This is a genomic window from Roseateles chitinivorans (assembly GCF_050632235.1).
Taxonomy (GTDB): domain Bacteria; phylum Pseudomonadota; class Gammaproteobacteria; order Burkholderiales; family Burkholderiaceae_C; genus Roseateles; species Roseateles chitinivorans_A.
The window spans coordinates 6,200,790-6,219,221 of record NZ_CP192584.1 but is presented as its reverse complement, the minus strand read 5'-3'; the positions used below and the strand labels follow the sequence as shown (position 1 = coordinate 6,219,221).

General features: G+C 67.1%; 17 protein-coding genes, 1 tRNA gene and 1 pseudogene. 8 read left to right on the top strand and 11 right to left on the bottom strand.

The window, feature by feature from the left end:
* Positions 1-95: 95 nt before the first annotated feature.
* The 3 genes from pilB to ACQ859_RS28480 form a co-directional block, all read right to left on the bottom strand.
* A complete protein-coding gene (gene pilB, locus ACQ859_RS28490) occupies positions 96-1,829 on the bottom strand; it encodes a type IV-A pilus assembly ATPase PilB (RefSeq protein WP_431263803.1) in 1,734 nt (577 codons plus the stop codon).
* A gap of 318 nt (positions 1,830-2,147) precedes the next feature.
* Positions 2,148-2,224: transfer RNA gene (locus tag ACQ859_RS28485), tRNA-Pro, on the bottom strand.
* 39 nt (positions 2,225-2,263) lie between these two features.
* Positions 2,264-3,193, bottom strand: coding sequence for a polyprenyl synthetase family protein (locus ACQ859_RS28480; RefSeq protein WP_431263802.1), 930 nt, complete (start codon positions 3,191-3,193; stop codon positions 2,264-2,266).
* 342 nt (positions 3,194-3,535) lie between these two features.
* Between ACQ859_RS28480 and rplU the strand changes: the two genes are divergently transcribed.
* From rplU to proB, 4 genes are all read left to right on the top strand, one after another.
* Positions 3,536-3,847, top strand: coding sequence for a 50S ribosomal protein L21 (gene rplU, locus ACQ859_RS28475; protein WP_297531896.1), 312 nt, complete (start codon positions 3,536-3,538; stop codon positions 3,845-3,847).
* 37 nt (positions 3,848-3,884) lie between these two features.
* Positions 3,885-4,142: a 50S ribosomal protein L27 gene (gene rpmA, locus ACQ859_RS28470; protein WP_088407914.1), complete on the top strand. Its 258-nt coding sequence runs from the start codon at positions 3,885-3,887 to the stop codon at positions 4,140-4,142.
* Between the two features lie 229 nt (positions 4,143-4,371).
* On the top strand, positions 4,372-5,568 hold the full coding sequence (gene cgtA / locus ACQ859_RS28465; protein WP_431263801.1) for an Obg family GTPase CgtA: 1,197 nt from the start codon (positions 4,372-4,374) through the stop codon (positions 5,566-5,568).
* A 39-nt stretch (positions 5,569-5,607) separates the two neighbouring features.
* Complete coding sequence (proB, locus tag ACQ859_RS28460) at positions 5,608-6,777, top strand: glutamate 5-kinase (RefSeq protein ID WP_431263800.1); 1,170 nt, start codon at positions 5,608-5,610, stop codon at positions 6,775-6,777.
* A gap of 63 nt (positions 6,778-6,840) precedes the next feature.
* Here proB and ACQ859_RS28455 read toward each other — a convergent pair whose 3' ends face one another.
* Positions 6,841-7,593 (bottom strand): RNA pyrophosphohydrolase, encoded by a 753-nt coding sequence (locus ACQ859_RS28455; protein WP_431263799.1) that lies wholly within the window; start codon positions 7,591-7,593, stop codon positions 6,841-6,843.
* A 136-nt stretch (positions 7,594-7,729) separates the two neighbouring features.
* Between ACQ859_RS28455 and ACQ859_RS28450 the strand changes: the two genes are divergently transcribed.
* The 3 genes from ACQ859_RS28450 to ACQ859_RS28440 all read left to right on the top strand — a co-directional run bounded on the left by ACQ859_RS28450 (position 7,730) and on the right by ACQ859_RS28440 (position 11,298).
* Positions 7,730-9,472, top strand: coding sequence for a proline--tRNA ligase (locus ACQ859_RS28450; RefSeq protein ID WP_431263798.1), 1,743 nt, complete (start codon positions 7,730-7,732; stop codon positions 9,470-9,472).
* A complete protein-coding gene (locus ACQ859_RS28445) occupies positions 9,469-10,569 on the top strand; it encodes a DUF418 domain-containing protein (RefSeq protein WP_431263797.1) in 1,101 nt (366 codons plus the stop codon). The genes ACQ859_RS28450 and ACQ859_RS28445 overlap by 4 nt, the downstream gene beginning before the upstream one ends.
* A gap of 87 nt (positions 10,570-10,656) precedes the next feature.
* Positions 10,657-11,298: a lytic transglycosylase domain-containing protein gene (locus ACQ859_RS28440; protein WP_431263796.1), complete on the top strand. Its 642-nt coding sequence runs from the start codon at positions 10,657-10,659 to the stop codon at positions 11,296-11,298.
* Here ACQ859_RS28440 and ACQ859_RS28435 read toward each other — a convergent pair.
* The 6 genes and pseudogenes from ACQ859_RS28435 to hemA all read right to left on the bottom strand — a co-directional run bounded on the left by ACQ859_RS28435 (position 11,289) and on the right by hemA (position 16,588).
* Positions 11,289-11,882, bottom strand: coding sequence for a UbiX family flavin prenyltransferase (locus ACQ859_RS28435; protein ID WP_431263795.1), 594 nt, complete (start codon positions 11,880-11,882; stop codon positions 11,289-11,291). The genes ACQ859_RS28440 and ACQ859_RS28435 overlap by 10 nt on opposite strands.
* On the bottom strand, positions 11,882-12,196 hold the full coding sequence (gene grxD, locus ACQ859_RS28430) for a Grx4 family monothiol glutaredoxin (RefSeq protein ID WP_431260580.1): 315 nt from the start codon (positions 12,194-12,196) through the stop codon (positions 11,882-11,884). The genes ACQ859_RS28435 and grxD overlap by 1 nt, the downstream gene beginning before the upstream one ends.
* Positions 12,197-12,390: 194 nt before the next feature.
* The gene (locus ACQ859_RS28425) at positions 12,391-13,008 is read right to left on the bottom strand and encodes a hypothetical protein (RefSeq protein WP_431260581.1); all 618 of its coding nucleotides are present in this window, start codon (positions 13,006-13,008) and stop codon (positions 12,391-12,393) included.
* A gap of 206 nt (positions 13,009-13,214) precedes the next feature.
* Positions 13,215-14,054: a peptide chain release factor N(5)-glutamine methyltransferase gene (gene prmC, locus ACQ859_RS28420; protein WP_431263794.1), complete on the bottom strand. Its 840-nt coding sequence runs from the start codon at positions 14,052-14,054 to the stop codon at positions 13,215-13,217.
* Positions 14,051-15,141 (bottom strand): annotated as a pseudogene (gene prfA, locus ACQ859_RS28415) (peptide chain release factor 1). Before prfA ends, prmC begins: the two are co-directional and overlap by 4 nt.
* Before the next feature lie 118 nt (positions 15,142-15,259).
* Complete coding sequence (gene hemA, locus ACQ859_RS28410; RefSeq protein WP_431263793.1) at positions 15,260-16,588, bottom strand: glutamyl-tRNA reductase; 1,329 nt, start codon at positions 16,586-16,588, stop codon at positions 15,260-15,262.
* A gap of 138 nt (positions 16,589-16,726) precedes the next feature.
* On the opposite strand from hemA, the gene ACQ859_RS28405 reads away from it, so the two are divergent.
* Entirely contained in the window at positions 16,727-16,999 is a 273-nt protein-coding gene (locus ACQ859_RS28405; protein WP_431263792.1) for a hypothetical protein, read from the top strand.
* A 32-nt stretch (positions 17,000-17,031) separates the two neighbouring features.
* Here ACQ859_RS28405 and miaB read toward each other — a convergent pair whose 3' ends face one another.
* Positions 17,032-18,372, bottom strand: coding sequence for a tRNA (N6-isopentenyl adenosine(37)-C2)-methylthiotransferase MiaB (gene miaB, locus ACQ859_RS28400; RefSeq protein ID WP_431263791.1), 1,341 nt, complete (start codon positions 18,370-18,372; stop codon positions 17,032-17,034).
* Positions 18,373-18,432: the final 60 nt, after the last annotated feature.

The following is an 18,432-nucleotide window of genomic DNA, read 5'->3' as shown; positions in this document are numbered from 1 at the left end:
GCGCTCCCAATCTTTGACTCGTTCGAACGGTCCTGGTAGCCCGACGCCAGACGCACGAACGCGGCCCCCGAGGACGCCGCGTCATGTCGCCGATGTCATTCGTTGGTGGCCGCCAGCACCTCTTCCAGTGTCGTGACGCCCGCCCGGACCTTGATCAGCCCGGACTGCCGCAGATCCCGCACGCCATCCGCACGGGCCTGATGGGCAATGTCCACGGCCGTTCCCTCGGACAGGATGATCCGCTGGATCGGCTCCGTGATGGGCATCACTTGGTAAAGGCCGACCCGTCCACGATAACCATTGTTGCAATTCGCGCAGCCGACCGCTCGGTAGGGCTTCCAGCTGCCGTCGAGATCTGGTTCCGTGAAGCCGGCGCGCAGCAGGGCCTCCCTCGGATATTCGGCGGGTACCTTGCAGTTCTCGCACAGACGGCGCGCGAGTCGTTGTGCGGTGATCAGCAGCACGCTCGAGGCGATGTTGAAGGGCGCCACGCCCATGTTCAGCAAGCGGGTGAGCGTCGTCGGCGCGTCGTTGGTGTGCAGTGTCGACATCACCATGTGGCCAGTCTGCGCTGCCTTGATGGCGATGTCTGCCGTCTCGAGGTCCCGGATTTCACCGACCATGATGATGTCGGGATCCTGACGCAGGAACGCCTTGAGCGCGGCCGAGAAGGTCAGCCCCGCCTTGTCGTTCACGTTGACCTGATTGATGCCGGGCAGGTTGATTTCTGCCGGATCCTCGACGGTCGAGATATTGGTGCCAGGCACGTTCAGGATGTTCAGGCAGGTGTACAGCGACACCGTCTTGCCCGAGCCCGTCGGCCCCGTGACCAGGATCATTCCGTAGGGCCGCTGGATGCAATGAAGCAGCCGTTCCTTTTCGATCTTCTCGTAGCCCAGGGCCTCGATGCCAAGCTTGGCCGAGGACGGGTCCAGGATCCGGATCACGATCTTCTCGCCGAACAGTGTCGGCAGCGTCGAGACCCGGAAGTCGATCGCCTTGGAGCCGAACTTCAGCTTCATCCGACCATCCTGGGGGACGCGGCGTTCGGAAATGTCCATCCGCGAGATCACCTTGATCCGCGACGAGAGCTTGTCCTTGATCGCGATGGGTGGCTGCGTGATCTCGCGTAGTTCGCCGTCGACCCGGAACCGAACGCGGTAGTGATATTCGAAGGGCTCGAAATGCAGGTCCGATGCCCGCATGTTGATGGCGTCCACCAGCATCTTCTGCAGGAAGCGCACGACCGGTGCATCCTCGACATCGGTGATTTCCTGCGATTCCTCGGGAGGGGGCGCGTCGTCCTCGGCAATGTCGAAGTCGAAGTCCTCGCCCGCGATCGCTTCCAGGGCTTCTGATGTGGATGCGGCGGTGATGCCCAGCAGTTTGGCGAGCTTGTCGTGCTCGACGATGATCCACTCGGGCGTCAGCTGGGTGGCGAACTTGATGCGCTCGACGACTTCCTGTTCGGTCGGATCGGCTCCGCCGATGAACAGCCGGTTGCCTCGGCGCGCCAGCACCACGACTTGGTACTGCGCCGCCAGCTTGGCGTCGATGATGTTCTGTGGGAGCTTGTGCCCGTCGACCGAATTCAGGTCCAGCAGCGGCAAGGCGAGCGCATGCGACAGCGTGTGCGCCAAGTCGGATGGCGTGACAGTACCCGACGCCATGACTGCATTGACGAAGCTGGTCTTCTTCTCCCGGGCCAGCTTCACCAGATCCTCGGCAGCCTGCGGCTTGAGCTTGCCAGCGTGCACGAGCACTCGGGCAACGCCTGACAGGGCGGACTGAGGGGGTTCGGCCAGGGTGGTGTCCACGGATATCGCCATCGGGTAGGGTCTTGCCGGATGCCGGCGCGTGCGCCGGAACAGCCCCTCACTTTACCCCCATGAACGGAGGGCCGGCGGCAGGGGCTGCCCTGGCTTTTACTGAAGTCAGACGCTTCGTGCGATTTCGGCTTTGGTCACTGGAAATTGAGCGCGAAATGTGCGACACCTTGCGATCGAGAGGTGGTGGCCCCGCAAGGCCTGACCCCTGGGAGCCTTGTTCAAGCGCGATCGCGTCACGCTGATCGGCGGAAGTCCTGTCTTTATCGCGGACAAAGAAAAACGCCGCGAACCTTGCGATTCGCGGCGTCATCGATGTCCTGGTCGGGGTGAGAGGATTCGAACCTCCGGCCTCTACGTCCCGAACGTAGCGCTCTACCAGGCTAAGCTACACCCCGTTTTGGTCACTCGATCAAGAGTCTTTCAAGAACGTTTGTTCAAGAACTTCTCTCCACCGACTGAGCCGCAAATTCTAGCAGGCTTTCTTTCCACTTGGAAAGAGGGAGTGCCGACAAATGTTGTCTCGCCTGTGCGACCTCCGCGCGGGCCGCTTCGCGTGTCGCCTCCAGCGCGCCGGTGCGACGAACGATGGCGACGATGTCCTGCAGGCGCTCCACCTCGCCATGCTCGATGGCATGGCGGATGAGGGCCCGGTCGTCCTCGGTGCCGCGCTCCATCGCGATCAGCAGCGGCAACGTGGGCTTGCCCTCACGGAGATCGTCGCCGACGTTCTTCCCGAGCGATTCGCTGGTGCCTTCGTAGTCCAGCGTGTCGTCGATCAGCTGGAAGGCCGTGCCCAGGGCTCGGCCATAACCGGCGCAGGCTTCTTCCAGTGCGGGCGGCGCGTCGGCGAGCACCGCGCCCAGCCGCGCGCTGGCCTCGAACAGCTTGGCTGTCTTGTAGCGGATGACGCGCAGGTAGCTGTCGACCGCGACGTCCGGGTCGTGCATGTTCATCAGCTGCAGGACCTCGCCTTCGGCGATCACGTTGGTCGCATCCGCCAGCACTTCCAGCACGCGCATCCGGTTGACCGACACCATCATCTGGAAGGCGCGCGAGTACAGGAAGTCGCCGACCAGCACGCTCGCCGCATTGCCGAACAAGGCGTTGGCGGTCTGCTTGCCGCGCCGCAGCGCGGACTCGTCGACGACGTCGTCATGCAGCAGCGTGGCGGTGTGGATGAACTCCACGACCGCGGCGAGCTCCCGGCTGGCCGGGGAGTCCGCGTCCAGCGCATTGGCGAACATCAGCACCAGCTTCGGACGCATCCGCTTGCCGCCGGCGTGGATGATGTACGCGGAGATCTGGTTGATCAGCGCGACGTCCGAGCGAAGCCGCTGCGCGATCACGGCATCGACTTCATTCATCTGCGCGTTCAGCGCCTCGAGGACCTCGGCAACTGGGGTAGAGGCAATGGGCTGCACTCTGGACTCACTGTGAGGGGAAGCGCGGATTATAGGAAGGCGCGGGGCCAGGTCTGTCCGAGACGTCCACGCCTTCGCACGCCTGCGTCGTCAACGCGACTTCGTCGCCTTGCAATGCCGGTGGCCACGGGCTTCGCGGCGTATCAGGGTTTGCATCGAGGATGGTGGATGTGCTACATTCTCGGGCTCCGCATCTTTGTGCGGTGTTTTTTCTTGGGCGGTCGACGGGTGCTTCCGGAAGATTTCCGGGTACCTGACGAACCGCTCTCATGTGAAAGGGCTGATATGTACGCGGTCATAAAAACCGGCGGCAAGCAATACAAAGTTGCTGCTGGCGAAAAGATCAAGGTAGAACAGATTGCTGCGGACGTTGGCCAAGAGATCGTGATTGACCAGGTGCTGGCCGTCGGAAACGGCGCGGACCTGAAGATCGGGACTCCCTTGGTTGCGGGTGCAAGCGTCAAGGCCACCGTGGTGGCGCATGGCAAGCACGACAAGGTGCGCATCTTCAAGCTGCGTCGTCGCAAGCACTACAAGAAGAGCCAAGGCCATCGCCAGACGTTCACCGAGCTGGAAATCAGCGCGGTCAACGGCTGATTCCTGACTCTCTCGTAATCTGATCAAGGAGTAATCCATGGCACAGAAAAAGGGCGGCGGCTCAACACGAAATGGCCGCGACTCGAAGCCGAAGATGCTGGGCGTCAAGGTGTACGGCGGCCAGACCATCTCGGCTGGCTCGATCATCGTCCGCCAACGCGGCACGAAGTTCCACGCTGGCACCAACGTGGGCATGGGCAAGGACCACACGCTGTTCGCGCTGATCGACGGCACGGTGTCCTTCACCGTCAAGGGCGAAAACAGCCGCTCCACGGTCGTCGTCACGGCGATCTGAGCGACTTGATGTCCTGACGCCGCGACGCGGGAGACCTGGTCTCCCGTGTTCGGCGGACCCAGAGCCCCGGCCTCGTCCGGGGCTTTGTTTTTCGAGGTCCGACATCGTCGGACGTCGCGCCGACCGTGAGTCCGGCGAAACCTGACTCGCACCGATTCAAAGCATGACCTCGCGCGGGAGCGCGGGGGCGTGAATTACGATAGCCCCGCTCCGGGACTGAAGGCCATCCATGAAGTTCGTTGACGAAGCCACCATCGATATCGCCGCCGGCAACGGCGGGGCGGGCTGCGCCAGCTTCCGGCGCGAGAAGTTCATTCCCTTCGGTGGCCCGGATGGGGGCGACGGCGGCAAGGGCGGCAGCGTCTTCGCGATGGCCGACCGCAACCTCAACACACTGATCGACTACCGCTACGCGCGCCGCCACGAGGCCCGCAACGGGGAGGCGGGGCGTGGCTCGGACCAGTTCGGCGCCGCCGCCGACGACATCACGCTGAAGGTGCCGGTCGGCACCATCGTGCGCGACCTGGAAACCGACGAGATCATCGCCGAGCTGCTCGAGCCCGATGTGCCGGTGTTGCTGGCCAAGGGCGGCGACGGCGGCTTCGGCAACCTGCACTTCAAGACCTCGACGAACCGCGCCCCGCGTCAGAAGACGCCGGGCTGGCCCGGGGAGATCAAGAAGATCAAGATGGAGTTGCGCGTGCTGGCCGACGTCGGCCTGCTCGGTCAGCCCAACGCCGGCAAGTCGACGCTGATCGCGGCCGTCTCCAATGCGCGCCCGAAGATCGCCGACTACCCGTTCACGACGCTGTACCCCAACCTGGGTGTGGTGCGCGTGGGGCCGGAGAAGAGCTTCGTCATCGCCGACATCCCTGGCCTGATCGAGGGCGCCGCCGAAGGTGCCGGCCTCGGTCACCAGTTCCTGCGCCATCTGCAACGCACGCGCGTGCTGCTGCATGTCGTCGACCTGGCCCCCTTCAATCCGGACGTCGACCCGGTCGCCGAGGCCAAGGCCATCGTCAAGGAACTGAAGAAGTATGACGAGGCGCTGTACGAGAAGCCGCGCTGGCTGGTGCTGAACAAGCTGGACATGGTGCCGGTGGAAGAGCGTGCCGCCCGCGTGAAGGACTTCATCAAGCGCTACAAGTGGAAGGGTCCGGTGTTCGAGATCTCCGCGCTGACACGCGAAGGCTGTGAGCCGCTGATCCGCGCCATCTACGATCATGTGGCGGCGATCCAGTCGCCGCCGGTCGAAGATCCGGACGCACGCTTCGATGCGCCGACGATCGATCCTCCGAAGGCCTTCCAGGAAACGCGCAAGACGCGCGCCACCAAGGCCAAGGCGGTCAAGGCGGCGAAAGCCGAGAAGGCGGAGAAGGCGGAAAAGCCGCCCGAGCGCGATCCGCGCTTCGATCCGCTGCCCTGACTTCCGGCTTCGGCCTTACCGTTCCCTGATTCTTCGCGCATGAGCAACGGCAACCTCACCGGCCACCCCACTGGCAACTCGCACGGCGAACTGGCCGGCGTCCTCAGGGACGCGCGACGCATCGTCGTCAAGGTCGGATCGAGCCTGGTGACCAACGAGGGCCGAGGCGTCGATGCTGAAGCGATCGGCAACTGGTGTCGCCAGCTGGCAGAACTGGCGCGCGAGGGCCGCGAGGTCGTGATGGTGTCCAGCGGTGCCATCGCCGAAGGCATGAAGCGCCTGGGTTGGGCGAGCCGTCCGAAGGAGTTGCACGAGTTGCAGGCCGCGGCGGCCGTCGGCCAGATGGGCCTGGCGCAGATGTATGAGACCAAGTTGCGTGAGCAGGGCCTGACGAGCGCGCAGGTGCTGTTGACGCATGCGGACCTGGCTGACCGCGAGCGCTACCTGAACGGGCGCTCGACGCTGCTGGCGCTGCTGCAGCACCGCGTGGTCCCGGTGATCAACGAGAACGACACTGTCGTCAACGACGAGATCAAGTTCGGCGACAACGACACGCTCGGTGCGCTGGTCGCCAATCTGGTCGAGGCCGATGCGCTGGTGATCCTCACCGACCAGAAAGGCCTGTACTCGGCCGATCCGCGCAAGGATCCGAACGCCCGCTTCATCGATCGCGCGACGGCCGGCAAGCCCGAGCTGGAGGAGATGGCCGGCGGCGCCGGCTCCAGCATCGGGCGCGGCGGGATGATCACCAAGATCCTGGCCGCCAAGCGCGCGGCCAGCAGTGGTGCCAACACCGTGATCGCCTGGGGCCGCGAGCCCGACGTGCTGCTGCGCCTGGCCGCCGGCGAGGCGATCGGCACGGCACTGATGGCGTCGACCGCGAAGCTCGCGGCGCGCAAGCAGTGGATGGTGGATCACCTGCAGCTGCGCGGGAAGGTCATCGTCGACGCTGGCGCGGCGATCAAGCTGCGGGAGGAGGGCAAGAGCCTCCTGCCGATCGGCGTGCAGGAGGTGTCGGGCGAGTTCCATCGTGGCGACGTCATCGCGATCGTCGACGTGACCGGGAAGGAGCTCGCACGCGGCCTGACCAACTATGGCAGCGCCGAGGCCCGGCTGATCGCGCGCAAACCGTCGTTCGACATCGAACGGGTGCTGGGCTACGCGGCCGAGCCGGAACTGATCCACCGCGACAACCTCGTGCTGCGCTGACGCCTCAGCGATGCGGCGCTGAGGCGCACGCGACAAGGACAAAGGCGCCCGTGGGCGCCTTTGTCATGTCCACATCGCCAGCAGCGAGCGCTCAGTCCTTCGGAGGTTCCACCGCGCCGCCGTGGGCGGCGCTCGGTGGCGCGACCTCGCGACCGTCGTGCGACTCCTGATGCGTGGCCTCCGCACGCGCCTGGCCGTCAGGGTCGTGGGGCCGGTGATCGAAGCGCTCATGCCGGTGGTGGTCCTGATCGCCGTGATGGTCACCGTGGTCGCCGTGCCCGCCATGACGGTCCCCCGCGGCGGCGGACGCATGCCGGCACGCAGGTAGCGGTTGTGATGATTCAAGCGTGGCAGGAAACGCGCGAGCTCCGTCAGCGCCATCTGATACACGCCGCGCTTGAACTCGATCACGGCCTCCAGCGGCACCCAGTACTCGTTCCAACGCCAGGCGTCGAACTCCGGATGGTCGGTGGCGCGCAGGTTCATGTCGCTGTCGCGACCCATCATCTGCAGCAGGAACCAGATCTGCTTCTGCCCGCGGTAATGCCCGCGCGCGTCGCGCCGGATGAAGTGGTCCGGGACTTCATAACGGAGCCAGTCCCGCGTGCGCGCAATGATGCGCACGTGGTCCGCAGTGAGGCCCACTTCCTCATGCAGCTCCCTGAACATCGCCTGCTCGGGCGTCTCTCCATGCTTGATGCCCCCTTGGGGGAACTGCCAAGAATGGGTGCGTATGCGCTTGCCCCAGAACACCTCGTTCTTGTGGTTGAGCAGGATGATGCCGACGTTGGGCCGGAAGCCTTCACGGTCGAGCATAATCAACCTTCAAATCATTCGTTGGATTGATTATTGCACCGGGGCTGCGACCCGGCGCGATCATCGCTAACCCTCGGTGATTCACGGTACTTTCCGCGGCGGCCCGGCTGACCGCGGACTTTTATTTTCTGCGCCCATGAAAGCCTCCCAGTTCTTCATCTCCACGCTCAAGGAAGCGCCCGCCGATGCGGAAATCGTCAGCCACAAACTGATGATGCGGGCCGGCATGATCAAGCGCCTGGGCGCCGGCATCTACAACTACATGCCGATGGGCCTGCGCGTGATCCGCAAGGTCGAGCACATCATCCGCGGCGAGATGAACCGCGCCGGCGCGGTCGAGCTGCTGATGCCGGTCGTGCAGCCGGCCGAGCTGTGGCAGGAGACGGGGCGATTCGACAAGATGGGCCCGGAGCTGCTGCGCGTGAAAGACCGCCACGGGCGCGACTTCATCATCCAGCCGACGTCGGAAGAGGTCATCACCGACATCGCGCGCCAGGAGCTGCGCAGCTACAAGCAGCTGCCGAAGAATTTCTATCACATCCAGACGAAGTTCCGCGACGAGCGCCGCCCCCGCTTCGGGATCATGCGCGGCCGCGAGTTCACGATGAAGGATGCGTACTCGTTCGACCGCGACAAGGAAGCGGCCGGCCGCAGCTATGACGCCATGTATTCGGCCTACGGCCGGATCTTCGATCGTCTCGGCCTGCGGTACCGCGCCGTGGCGGCGGACACCGGCGCGATCGGCGGCGACCGCTCGCATGAATTCCAGGTCATCGCCGAGACCGGCGAAGACGCCATCATCTACTGCCCGACCAGCGACTACGCGGCCAACATCGAGCTGGCCGAGGCGCTGTCGCTGATCGCCACGCGCGGCGCCGCGACTCAGCCGCTTGCCAAGACGGCGACGCCCGGCAAGGCCACCTGCGCCGATGTCGCCGAGCTGCTGAAGCTGCCGCTGTCGCAGACGGTGAAGTCGCTGGTGCTGGCGACCGACGAGCTCGACGACGAAGGCAACATCGTCAAGTCGCAGGTCTGGCTGCTGCTGGTCCGCGGCGACCACGACCTGAACGAAGTGAAGGCCGGCAAGCTCGAAGGCCTGAAGGGCGGTTTCCGCTTCGCGACCGCCGCCGAGATCGACGCCCACTTCGGCTGCAAGCCCGGCTACCTGGGCCCGATCGGCCTGAAGCAGCCGCTGAAGGTCATCGCCGACCGGACCGTCGCCCACATGTCGGACTTCGTCTGCGGCGCCAACGAGGCCGACTTCCACTTCACCGGTGCGAACTGGGGCCGTGACCTGCCCGAGCCCGACCTGGTCGCCGACATCCGCAACGTCGTCGAGGGCGATCCCTCGCCGGACGGCAAGGGCGTGCTGGCGATCCAGCGCGGTATCGAGGTCGGCCATGTCTTCTATCTCGGCACGAAGTACTCGGCCGCGATGAACGCGAGCTACCTCGACGAGACCGGCAAGCCCCAGCTGATGGAGATGGGCTGTTACGGCATCGGCGTGACCCGCATCCTGGGTGCGGCGATCGAGCAGAACCATGACGAGCGCGGCATCGTCTGGCCCGACGCGATCGCGCCGTTCACCGTCGTGGTCTGCCCGATCGGCATGGACCGCAACGAGGACGTGAAGGCCGCCGCGACCAAGCTGCACGAAGAGTTGTTGGACCTGGGCATCGACGTGCTGCTGGACGACCGGGGCGAGCGCCCCGGCGCCATGTTCGCGGACTGGGAACTGGTCGGCGTGCCGCACCGCGTGGTGATCTCCGACCGCGGCCTCAAGGAAGGCCAGGTCGAGTACCAGGGCCGCCGCGATGCCGCCGCCACCAAGCTGGCGCTGGCTGATGTCGTCGCTCATCTGAAGCAACGACTCGCGTGAACCCGGCCCGTCCGCCGCAGCGTGTCGCGGCGGTGGACGCGCTGCGCGCGCTGGCGCTGTTCCCAGTGGTCGCGGTCAACTGGGTCGGCTATCCCGCTCTCCCGGATGCCGGGCCGCTCAGTCCCCCGTCGCCCGCTGACGGCGTTGTCGCCGAGGTCGTCTCCTGGTTCCTGCACGCGCTCATCGCGGGCAAGGGCATCGCGCTGCTCGCCTTCCTGTTCGGCTACAGCCAGGGGCTGTCCCAGTCGCGGGGCGAAGAGGCCCTGGACAAGCGGAGACGGCGGCTCGCGAAGATGCTGACGCTCGGCCTGCTGCACGGCACGCTGCTCTACATGGGCGACATCCTGACGCTCTACGCGGTCTCCGGTTCGGTGCTGGCGATCTGGGCCGGGCATTCGATGGCGATGCTGAAGGTCCGGCTCCGGGTGTTGATCGGATTGGAACTCGTGGTGATCGCGCTCACGGTCGTGATGGCGAGCATGCCGCTGTCGGGCGAGCCGTCGATGCCGCTGTCAGCGCCGGCCACGTGGGGGGACTGGACGCTGCGCAACGCGGGCCACTTCCTGGCGTCGACGATCGCCTTCGCCACGCTGGGCTTGCCGACGCCGCTCCTGCTGATGACTGCCGGGTTGATGGCAGCGCGTCTGCGGCTGTTCTCCCATCCGCGTTGGGAGCCCGCCTTGCGGCGCTGGTCCCGTCGAGCGCTGTGGCCTGCCGTGGCGGTGAACATCGCGTTCGCCTCGCTGCTCTGGCCAGGGTTGCGCGACGGCGACGGCTATGTCACCAGCCGCTACGCGATCTTCTATCTCTATCCGACGATGCTGCTCCTGAGCGCCGCCGTACCGGCGCTGGTGCTGCGCATGCGCAGCGATCCGCGACTCCTGAACGCGCTTGCGCCGCTCGGGCGGCACACGCTCAGCCTGTACCTTTTCAGCTCGGTCCTGAGCTTCGCGCTTTTCAGCGGCGCGGGCCTCTCCTGGCAACCGGGCACGGTGGCGGTGGCCGGCCTGGCGCTCGCCTACTGGACCGGTGGCTTGCTGCTCGCGCGACTGCGCGGTCCGCGACCTTTGCCGCTGGAACGCTGGCTCTCCCGCTGACGGCGGCGGCGCGCGCCGTTATGCTGCCGCGCCTCGGCCTCTCGCTTGTCGATCGACATACGACCCCACCTGATCTCCGCCGTTCCCGTGACTGACTCTGGCTTCAAGACGATTGCTCCCACCTCGCGCCGCGCGCTGCTGCTCGCCGGCGCGGCCAGTTGCCTGCCGCGTCCGGCGTTCGCCGGCGCCCAGGTGGAGGAGCCGCTGGCCGATGCGGTCCGCTCCGCGATGTCGGCCGCGATCGCCTCGGACGCGCCGCCCAAGCCGCATTTCGACTCGATCGAACCGCGCCTGGCCTACTTGCGCTGGCTGGGCGAAATGAGCGAGCGCATGAAGCGCAAGAAGAGCGAGACCCAGGTGCGGATCGAGTTCCTCGAGACGATCTGGTACGAGAGCGCCCGCGCGGGCCTCGAGACGGCGCTGGTGCTGGGGCTGGTGCAGGTGGAGAGCGGCTTCAAGAAGTACGCGATCAGCGTCGCCGGCGCGCGAGGCTACATGCAGGTGATGCCGTTCTGGATGCGCTCGATCGGCGACGGGCAGGTGTCCCGGCTGTTCCACATGCAGACCAACCTGCGCTTCGGTTGCGTGATCCTGCGGCACTACCTCGACCGCGAGAAGGGCGACCTTTTCCTCGCGCTGGGCCGCTACAACGGCAGCCGGGGGCGCGCGGAGTATCCCAACATGGTGATGGGCGCCCGCAAGGGCTGGTTGATGCCGGGTCAGACCTGAGGCCGCAGCCCCAGCCAGGCCTGCGGCGTCGCGCCTGGCAGCTGCGCCAGTTCGAGCACGCGCTCGACGGTTTCCGCCACCATCTCCTCGATGGAGGTCGGCTTCAGGTACAGCGCCGGCAAGGGCGGGAAGACGATGCCGCCCATCTCGGTCACCGCGGTCATGTTGCGCAGGTGGGCGAGGTTGAAGGGCGTCTCGCGCACCATGAGGATCAGCCGACGACGCTCCTTGAGCGTGACATCGGCGGCGCGGGTCATGAGGTTGTCCGAGAGCCCGTGCGCGACTGCGGCGAGGGTGCGCATCGAGCAGGGCGCGATCACCATCGCGGCGGTCGGGAAACTGCCGCTGGCGACGCAGGCGCCGATGTCGCCGGGCGCGTAGGCGAAGTCCGCCTCGCGCTCCAATGCGTCACGCGCGAGCCCCAGTTCATGGTGGGCATTGAGCACGCCCGCGGGGCTGAGGACCAGGTGGGTCTCCGCGCCGATCGCGCGGGCCCGGCGCAGCAGTTGCAGCCCGTAGGCGGCGCCGGTCGCGCCGCTGATGCCGACGATCAGACGCGGCCGCGGTGCTGCCGCGGCGGTCATCAGGCCTTGGCCAGCAGTTGCTGCAGCTCGCCGCTCTCGTACATCTCCATCATGATGTCCGAGCCGCCGACGAATTCACCGTCGATGTAGAGCTGCGGGATGGTCGGCCAGTTGGCGTAGTCCTTGATGCCCTGGCGGACGCCTTCGTCTTCGAGGACGTTGAAGGTCTTGAGCTCGGCGGCGCCACTGGCCTTCAGGATCTGGATCGCACGGCCGGAGAAGCCGCACATCGGAAACTGCGCGGTGCCCTTCATGAAGAGCACGATGCGGTTGCTCTTGACCAGGTCGGCTATGCGTTGCTGAACGTCGCTCATGGCGGAAATCCTCTGAAAGCAGATGCGGAAAGGCGGATGCGGTGCGAGGCAGGATCCGTTCCGGGGCCCACGGGCGTGGGTCGGCGCGGTACCGCGCGCTATGAGGATTATCAAGCAGCGCGCAAGCCCGCGCTGGGCAGGGCTCAAGTCGTTCGAACGGCGGTGCCGGGCAGCGGCCTCCGGCGCGGACAGCGTCAGAAGCTGTAGCTGACGCCGAACTGGACGACCGGCTTGTAGCGCAGGTCCTGCGACAACTCGGCCTGCGGCGCGCTGTTGCCCAGGCGCAGGCTCGAGGCGCCGCCGCCCACCACGCCGACGTCGGCGCTGAAGCCCCAGCCGCCGCGCAGCGAATAGCTGGTGTAGCCGACGCCCACGTAGGACAGGGACAGGTTGGGCTCGCGGTCGGGGCCGGTGAGCAGGCTGAGGCTGCGGCGACCGGCCGACAGCGACGGCGAGACCGCCGCGCTCTGGCCCAGCGCCAAGCCGGAGCTGCTCTGCAGCAGCGACATCGGGCCCAGCATCAGGCCGCCGGTGGCCCGCAGGCCGCCGCGCGTGCCGGCACCGAGGCCGGATCCGGTCAGGTAGTAGTCCGCCAGCAGGTTCGCGCTCAACAGGCGGCTGCCGTTGCGGGCGTCGAAGGAGAGGCTGTCGTTGTCCTGGGCCTGGCTCAACTGCAGCCGGCCCTGCCAGCTGGTGAACGCCTTGCGGTCCGGTTTCAGTTGCAGGCCCTGTTGGGCCCACGCCGCGCCGGCCATGCAGACACTGCCGGCCAGGACCACGGCAAGGCGCAGGAGCAAGGGGGCGGCGCTCATGACAGGTCTCCCAGACTGACGACGAACCCGTTTCAAGATGGATCAAAACGGGCGCCAAGTCAGACCATGCTACGCCCGGGCCGGTTACCGCGCCAGATCGAGTTGAGGGGGATTCCTGGCACTGTTGCGGATTCCCGGCGCGGTTTCCCGCAGTGTGGAAACAGTCTGTGAGGCGCGCCACATTCCTGTGCGGAGCGCCACATTCCTTACGCCAGCCAGCGGCCGCCAGTGGCGCGGGGCTGGCCGCCCAGATCCCGTCGGTTCTCGACCTCCCGGAAGCCGCGTGCGCTCAGCAGATCGGCCACCGCCTCGGCCTGGTCATACCCATGTTCGAGGAGCAGCCATCCATTCGGGCGCAGCCGCTCCGGCGCGCCGGCGATGAGCGCCCGCAGGTCGTCCAGTCCGTCGCCTTCCGGTGTCAGCGCCATGCGCGGCTCATGCCGCAAGGCATCGAGGTGGTGATCGTCACCCGCAACGTACGGCGGGTTACTCAGGATCAGGTCGAATGCCGATTGACCCGCCAGCGGCTCGTACCAGCTGCCGAGATGGGCCTCGACGGTCAGGCCCAGCCGGCGGGCGTTGTCCTGGGCGACCGCCAGGGCGCCGGCGCTCGCGTCGACCATCCGGACGTCCGCATCGGGACGTCGCGACTTGATCGACAGCGCGATCGCGCCGGTGCCGGTGCCCAAATCGACGACCCGGGGCATGGACTGTCCGGCGAGACGCTCGAGCGCCCATTCCACCAGCACTTCGGTGTCCGGCCTCGGAATCAGCGTGTCCGTCGTGACGCGCAGCGTCAGGCCGAAGAACTCCTTCTCTCCGGTCAGGTAGGCCAGCGGCACACCGTCGAGCCGGCGGGCGAGCCAGTCCTGGAAGCGCTCGCGCAGGGGCGCGTCGAGCGGATCCGTGTCATGCGCGATCAGCCAGGCGCGCGAGACGCCGAGCAGCGCCTGCAACAGGTACTGCGCCTCGGCGCGCGGGAGGCCGGCGGCGACGGCGGCGCGTTCCGCCGCGACGACCGTCAGCGCGTCTGCGGCGGTGCTCATGCCTGACCGCCTTCCAGCGCGGCGAGCTGCTCCGCCGCCTGCGCCTGCTGCAGACCCTGCAGCACGTCGGCGAGGTCGCCGTCCATGATCGCGCCGAGCTTGTAGAGCGTCAGGTTGATCCGGTGGTCGGTCAGCCGTCCCTGGGGAAGTTGTACGTGCGGATGCGGTCGCTGCGGTCGCCGGTGCCGACCAGGCTCTTGCGTTGCGCGGCCTCCTTGGCGGCGCGCTCGTTGCGGTCCTTGTCGCGCAGCCGCGCGGCGAGCACCGCCATCGCCTTGGCCTTGTTGCGGTGCTGGCTGCGATCGTCCTGGCACTCGGCGACGAGGCCCGTCGGCAAGTGCGTGATCCGGATCGCGCTGTCGGTCTTGTTGACGTGCTGCCCGCCGGCGCCACTCGCACGGAAGGTGTCGATGCGCAGCTCGGCGGGATTGAGCTGGATCTCCTCGGCCTCGTCGGGCTCCGCCATCACCGCGACCGTGCAGGCGCTGGTGTGGATGCGCCCCTGCGACTCGGTGGCGGGCACGCGCTGCACGCGGTGGCCGCCCGACTCGAACTTCATCTGGCCGTACACCCCGTCGCCGTCCAGTCGCAGCACGATTTCCTTGTAGCCGCCCAGATCCGATTCGCTCGCCGACAGCACTTCGCAGCGCCACCCCCGGCCTTCGGCGAAGCGCGTGTACATGCGGGTCAGATCGCCGGCGAAGAGTGCCGACTCGTCGCCGCCCGCGCCGGCGCGGATTTCGAGGAACGCGGGCCGGTCGTCGTCCGGGTCCCTGGGGATCAGCGCGAGCTGCAGTTCCTGGTCGAGCTGCGCCAGATCGGCCTCGGCGCCGGCGATCTCCTCGCGCGCCATCTCGATCATGTCGGCGTCGCCGCTGTCGAGCAGCTCGCGCGCCGCGGCGAGATCCTGCTCGCGCTGGACGTAGCGCCGGTAGCGCTCGACGAGGGACGACACCTCCGACTGCTCGCGCGTCAGCGCGCGGTAGCGCTTCATGTCGGCGGCGGCGCTGCCGTCGGCCAGCGTGCTGTCGAGCTCCGCCAGCCGGTAGCCGAGGCGGTCGAACTTCTGGCGCAGGGCGTCTTTCATGGGAATGGGCGGGGAAGGCGAGGAGGCGGAGGAGCGACCGGTCGGCGGACCGGGCGCGGCGTGGCAGGGTGTGCCAGAAGAGCAGCCGGTACCGGCTGCCCGCGCGTGGACCGCGCCGCTACGAGTCCGCTTCTTCGCCGAGCGCGTCCGGGCGGGCGCCCGTCGCCTTCGGGCTGCCGCGCAGGAACAGCCGCGACACGGTCTGCGCCATCTGCAGGCGCTGTTCGCCGTCGCTGCCGTTGAGTTCGGCCATGGCGCCGTGCAGCATCTTCTGCGTCAGTCCGCGCGCCAGCGCATCCAGCACGCTGTCGATGTCCTCGCCCTTGGCGATCAGCTTGCGCGCGCGCTGGAGTTCGGCCTGGCGCCAGCTGTCGGCCTGCTGGTGCAGGGCCTGGATCAGCGGCACCGTGTGACGCTGGCCCAGCCAGTGGACGAAGCTCTGGACGCCGCTTTCGATGATGGCTTCCGCCTGCTGGACCGCGGCCTGGCGCTTCTCACCGGCGGTCTGGACCAGCTTGGACAGGTCGTCCACGGTATAGAGGTAGACGTCGTCCAGCTTGGCCACTTCCTGCTCGATGTCGCGCGGCACGGCGAGGTCGACCATGAACATCGGCTTGTGGCGGCGCTTCTTCAAGGCGCGCTCGACGGCGCCCAGGCCGATCAGCGGCAGGCTGGAGGCGGTGCAGGAGATCACCGCGTCGAATTCGTGCAGGCGGTCGGGCAGGTCGGCCAGCCGGAAGGCCTCGCCGCCCAGCTGATGGGCGAGTTTCTCGCCGCGTTCCTGCGTGCGGTTGGCGATGGCGATGGCCTTCGGCGACTTGGCGGCGAAATGCGTGCCGACCAGCTCGATCATCTCGCCCGCGCCGACCAGCAGCACCTGGATGTCGGCGAGGTTCTCGAACAGCTGCGAGGCCAGCCGGACCGAGGCCGCGGCCATGCTGATCGAGTGGCTGCCGATCTCGGTCGAGCTGCGGACTTCCTTGGCCACCGAGAAGCTGCGCTGGAACAGCTGGTGCAGCGTGGTGCCGAGCGTGCCGGCCGAATCGGCCTCGCGCACGGCCTGCTTGAGCTGGCCGAGGATCTGCGGTTCGCCCAGCACCATCGAGTCCAGTCCGCTGGCGACGCGGAAGGCATGCCGCGCGGCGGCGCCGTCCTCGACCACGTAGGAGTGGTCCATCAGCATCGAGCTGCCGACCCCGCCGACCTGCGCCAGCCAGTCGACGGCGGGGCGGACCATGTCGGCGTCGCCGGCGACGTAGAGCTCGGTGCGGTTGCAGGTCGAGAGGATGGCCGCTTCCGCGGCGGCGGTGCGACGGCGCTGGGTCGTGCCGAGCTGGTCCTGGAAACGCAGCAGCGTCGGGGCCAGTTGCTCGAGCGTGAACGCGAAACGTCCACGCAGATCGAGCGGCGCGGACGTGTGGTTCAGACCCAGGGCGAAGACGGACATCTGGCGATTATAAAATTCCTGCCCGACCCGTGTCTCGCACGGGCCTTGGCGGCGCGCTCATCGCCCCGGGATGCGTCAAGAACGGCGCCTTTCGACCGCCGTCCCGTTACAACTCACTCGCCCGGAGCGAAGCCACCCGTGGATCCACTCGACGCCGTCTGGCATTTCGGCAACCTGTTCCTGCCCGCCTGGGGCGTCGCCGCGCTGATGGCCGCGGCGCTCAAGCTGATCTGGCGCGAGGGCCTGGCCGACATGCGCTGGCGCACGCTGGCCGTGTGGGGCGGGCTCGGCGGCACGCTGGGCCTGTTCGCCGCGCTGATGCTCACCGGCAGCGACGGCACGATGGCCGGCTACGGCCTGATGCTGCTCGGCATCACCGTCACGCAGTGGGGCGTCAGTTACAAGCGTTGAGGGAACGCGCTACCGCTTTCGAGTGAGGCGGCTCAGCCCGGGAGGTCTTCGGTCACGGGCACCTCGCCGCGCAGCGAGTGTGCGAAGGCCTCGGTGATGTGCATCGGGATGATCTGGTGCATCAGGCGCTCGTGGCCCTTGAAGTTGACGATGCGGTTGCACTCGGTGCGCCCCATCAGCTCCGTGGCGTCCCTGCGGGCGTGACCCGACACCAGCACCGGCACGGTCCTGCCGACCATGCTGTGGTTGTAGCGGATGGCGGTCGCCTCGATCTCGGCCTGCAGTTCCTGCAGGCGGCGGACCTTCACCTCGTGCGTCGTGTCGTCGGCCAGGTTGGCGGCCGGCGTGCCGGGACGCGGACTGAAGATGAAGCTGAACGAGGCATCGAAGCCGATGTCCCGCACCAGCTGCATGGTCTTGGCGTGGTCCTCGTCGGTCTCGCCGGGGAATCCGACGATGAAGTCCGAGGCGATGCGGATGTCCGGCCGGATGGCGCGCAGCTTGCGCACGATGCTCTTGAACTGCAGGGCGGTGTAGCCGCGTTTCATCGCCATCAGGATGCGGTCCGAGCCGTGCTGCACCGGCAGGTGCACGTGGTTCACCAGCTTGGGGATCGTGGCGTAGGCGTCGATCAGGCGCTGGCTGAACTCGTTGGGATGGCTGGTGGTGTAGCGGATGCGCTCGATGCCGGGGATCTCCGCGACATATTCGAGCAGCAGCGCGAAGTCGGCGATCTCGTCCGTGCCGCCCATGGCCCCGCGATACGCGTTGACGTTCTGTCCGAGCAGCGTCACTTCCTTGACGCCCTGGTCGGCGAGGCCGGCGACTTCCTCCAGCACGTCCTCGAAGGGTCTGCTGACCTCCTCGCCGCGGGTGTAGGGCACGACGCAGTAGGAGCAGTACTTCGAGCAGCCTTCCATGATGGACACGAAGGCCGAGGCGCCTTCGACCTTGGCCGGCGGCAGGTGGTCGAACTTCTCGATCTCGGGGAAGGAGATGTCGACCTGCGGGCGCGACTGCTGCTGGCGTTGGGCCAGCATCTGCGGCAGGCGGTGCAGGGTCTGCGGGCCGAAGACGACGTCGACGTAGGGCGCGCGCTCGATGATCGCCGCGCCTTCCTGGCTGGCCACGCAGCCGCCGACGCCGATCATCACCCCCTTGGCCTTCAGGTGCTTGATGCGGCCGAGGTCGGAGAACACCTTCTCCTGGGCCTTCTCGCGGACCGAGCAGGTGTTGAACAGCACCAGGTCGGCCTGGTCGACGTCGGTGGTGGGTTCATAGCCTTCGGCGGCGCGCAGGACGTCGGCCATCTTGTCCGAGTCGTACTCGTTCATCTGGCAGCCGAAGGTCTTGATGAAGACTTTCTTGCTCATGGGGGAGCTCCGGGAATCGGGAGGAATGCGGCGGCCCCGCGGCGATGCGCCTGTCCGGTG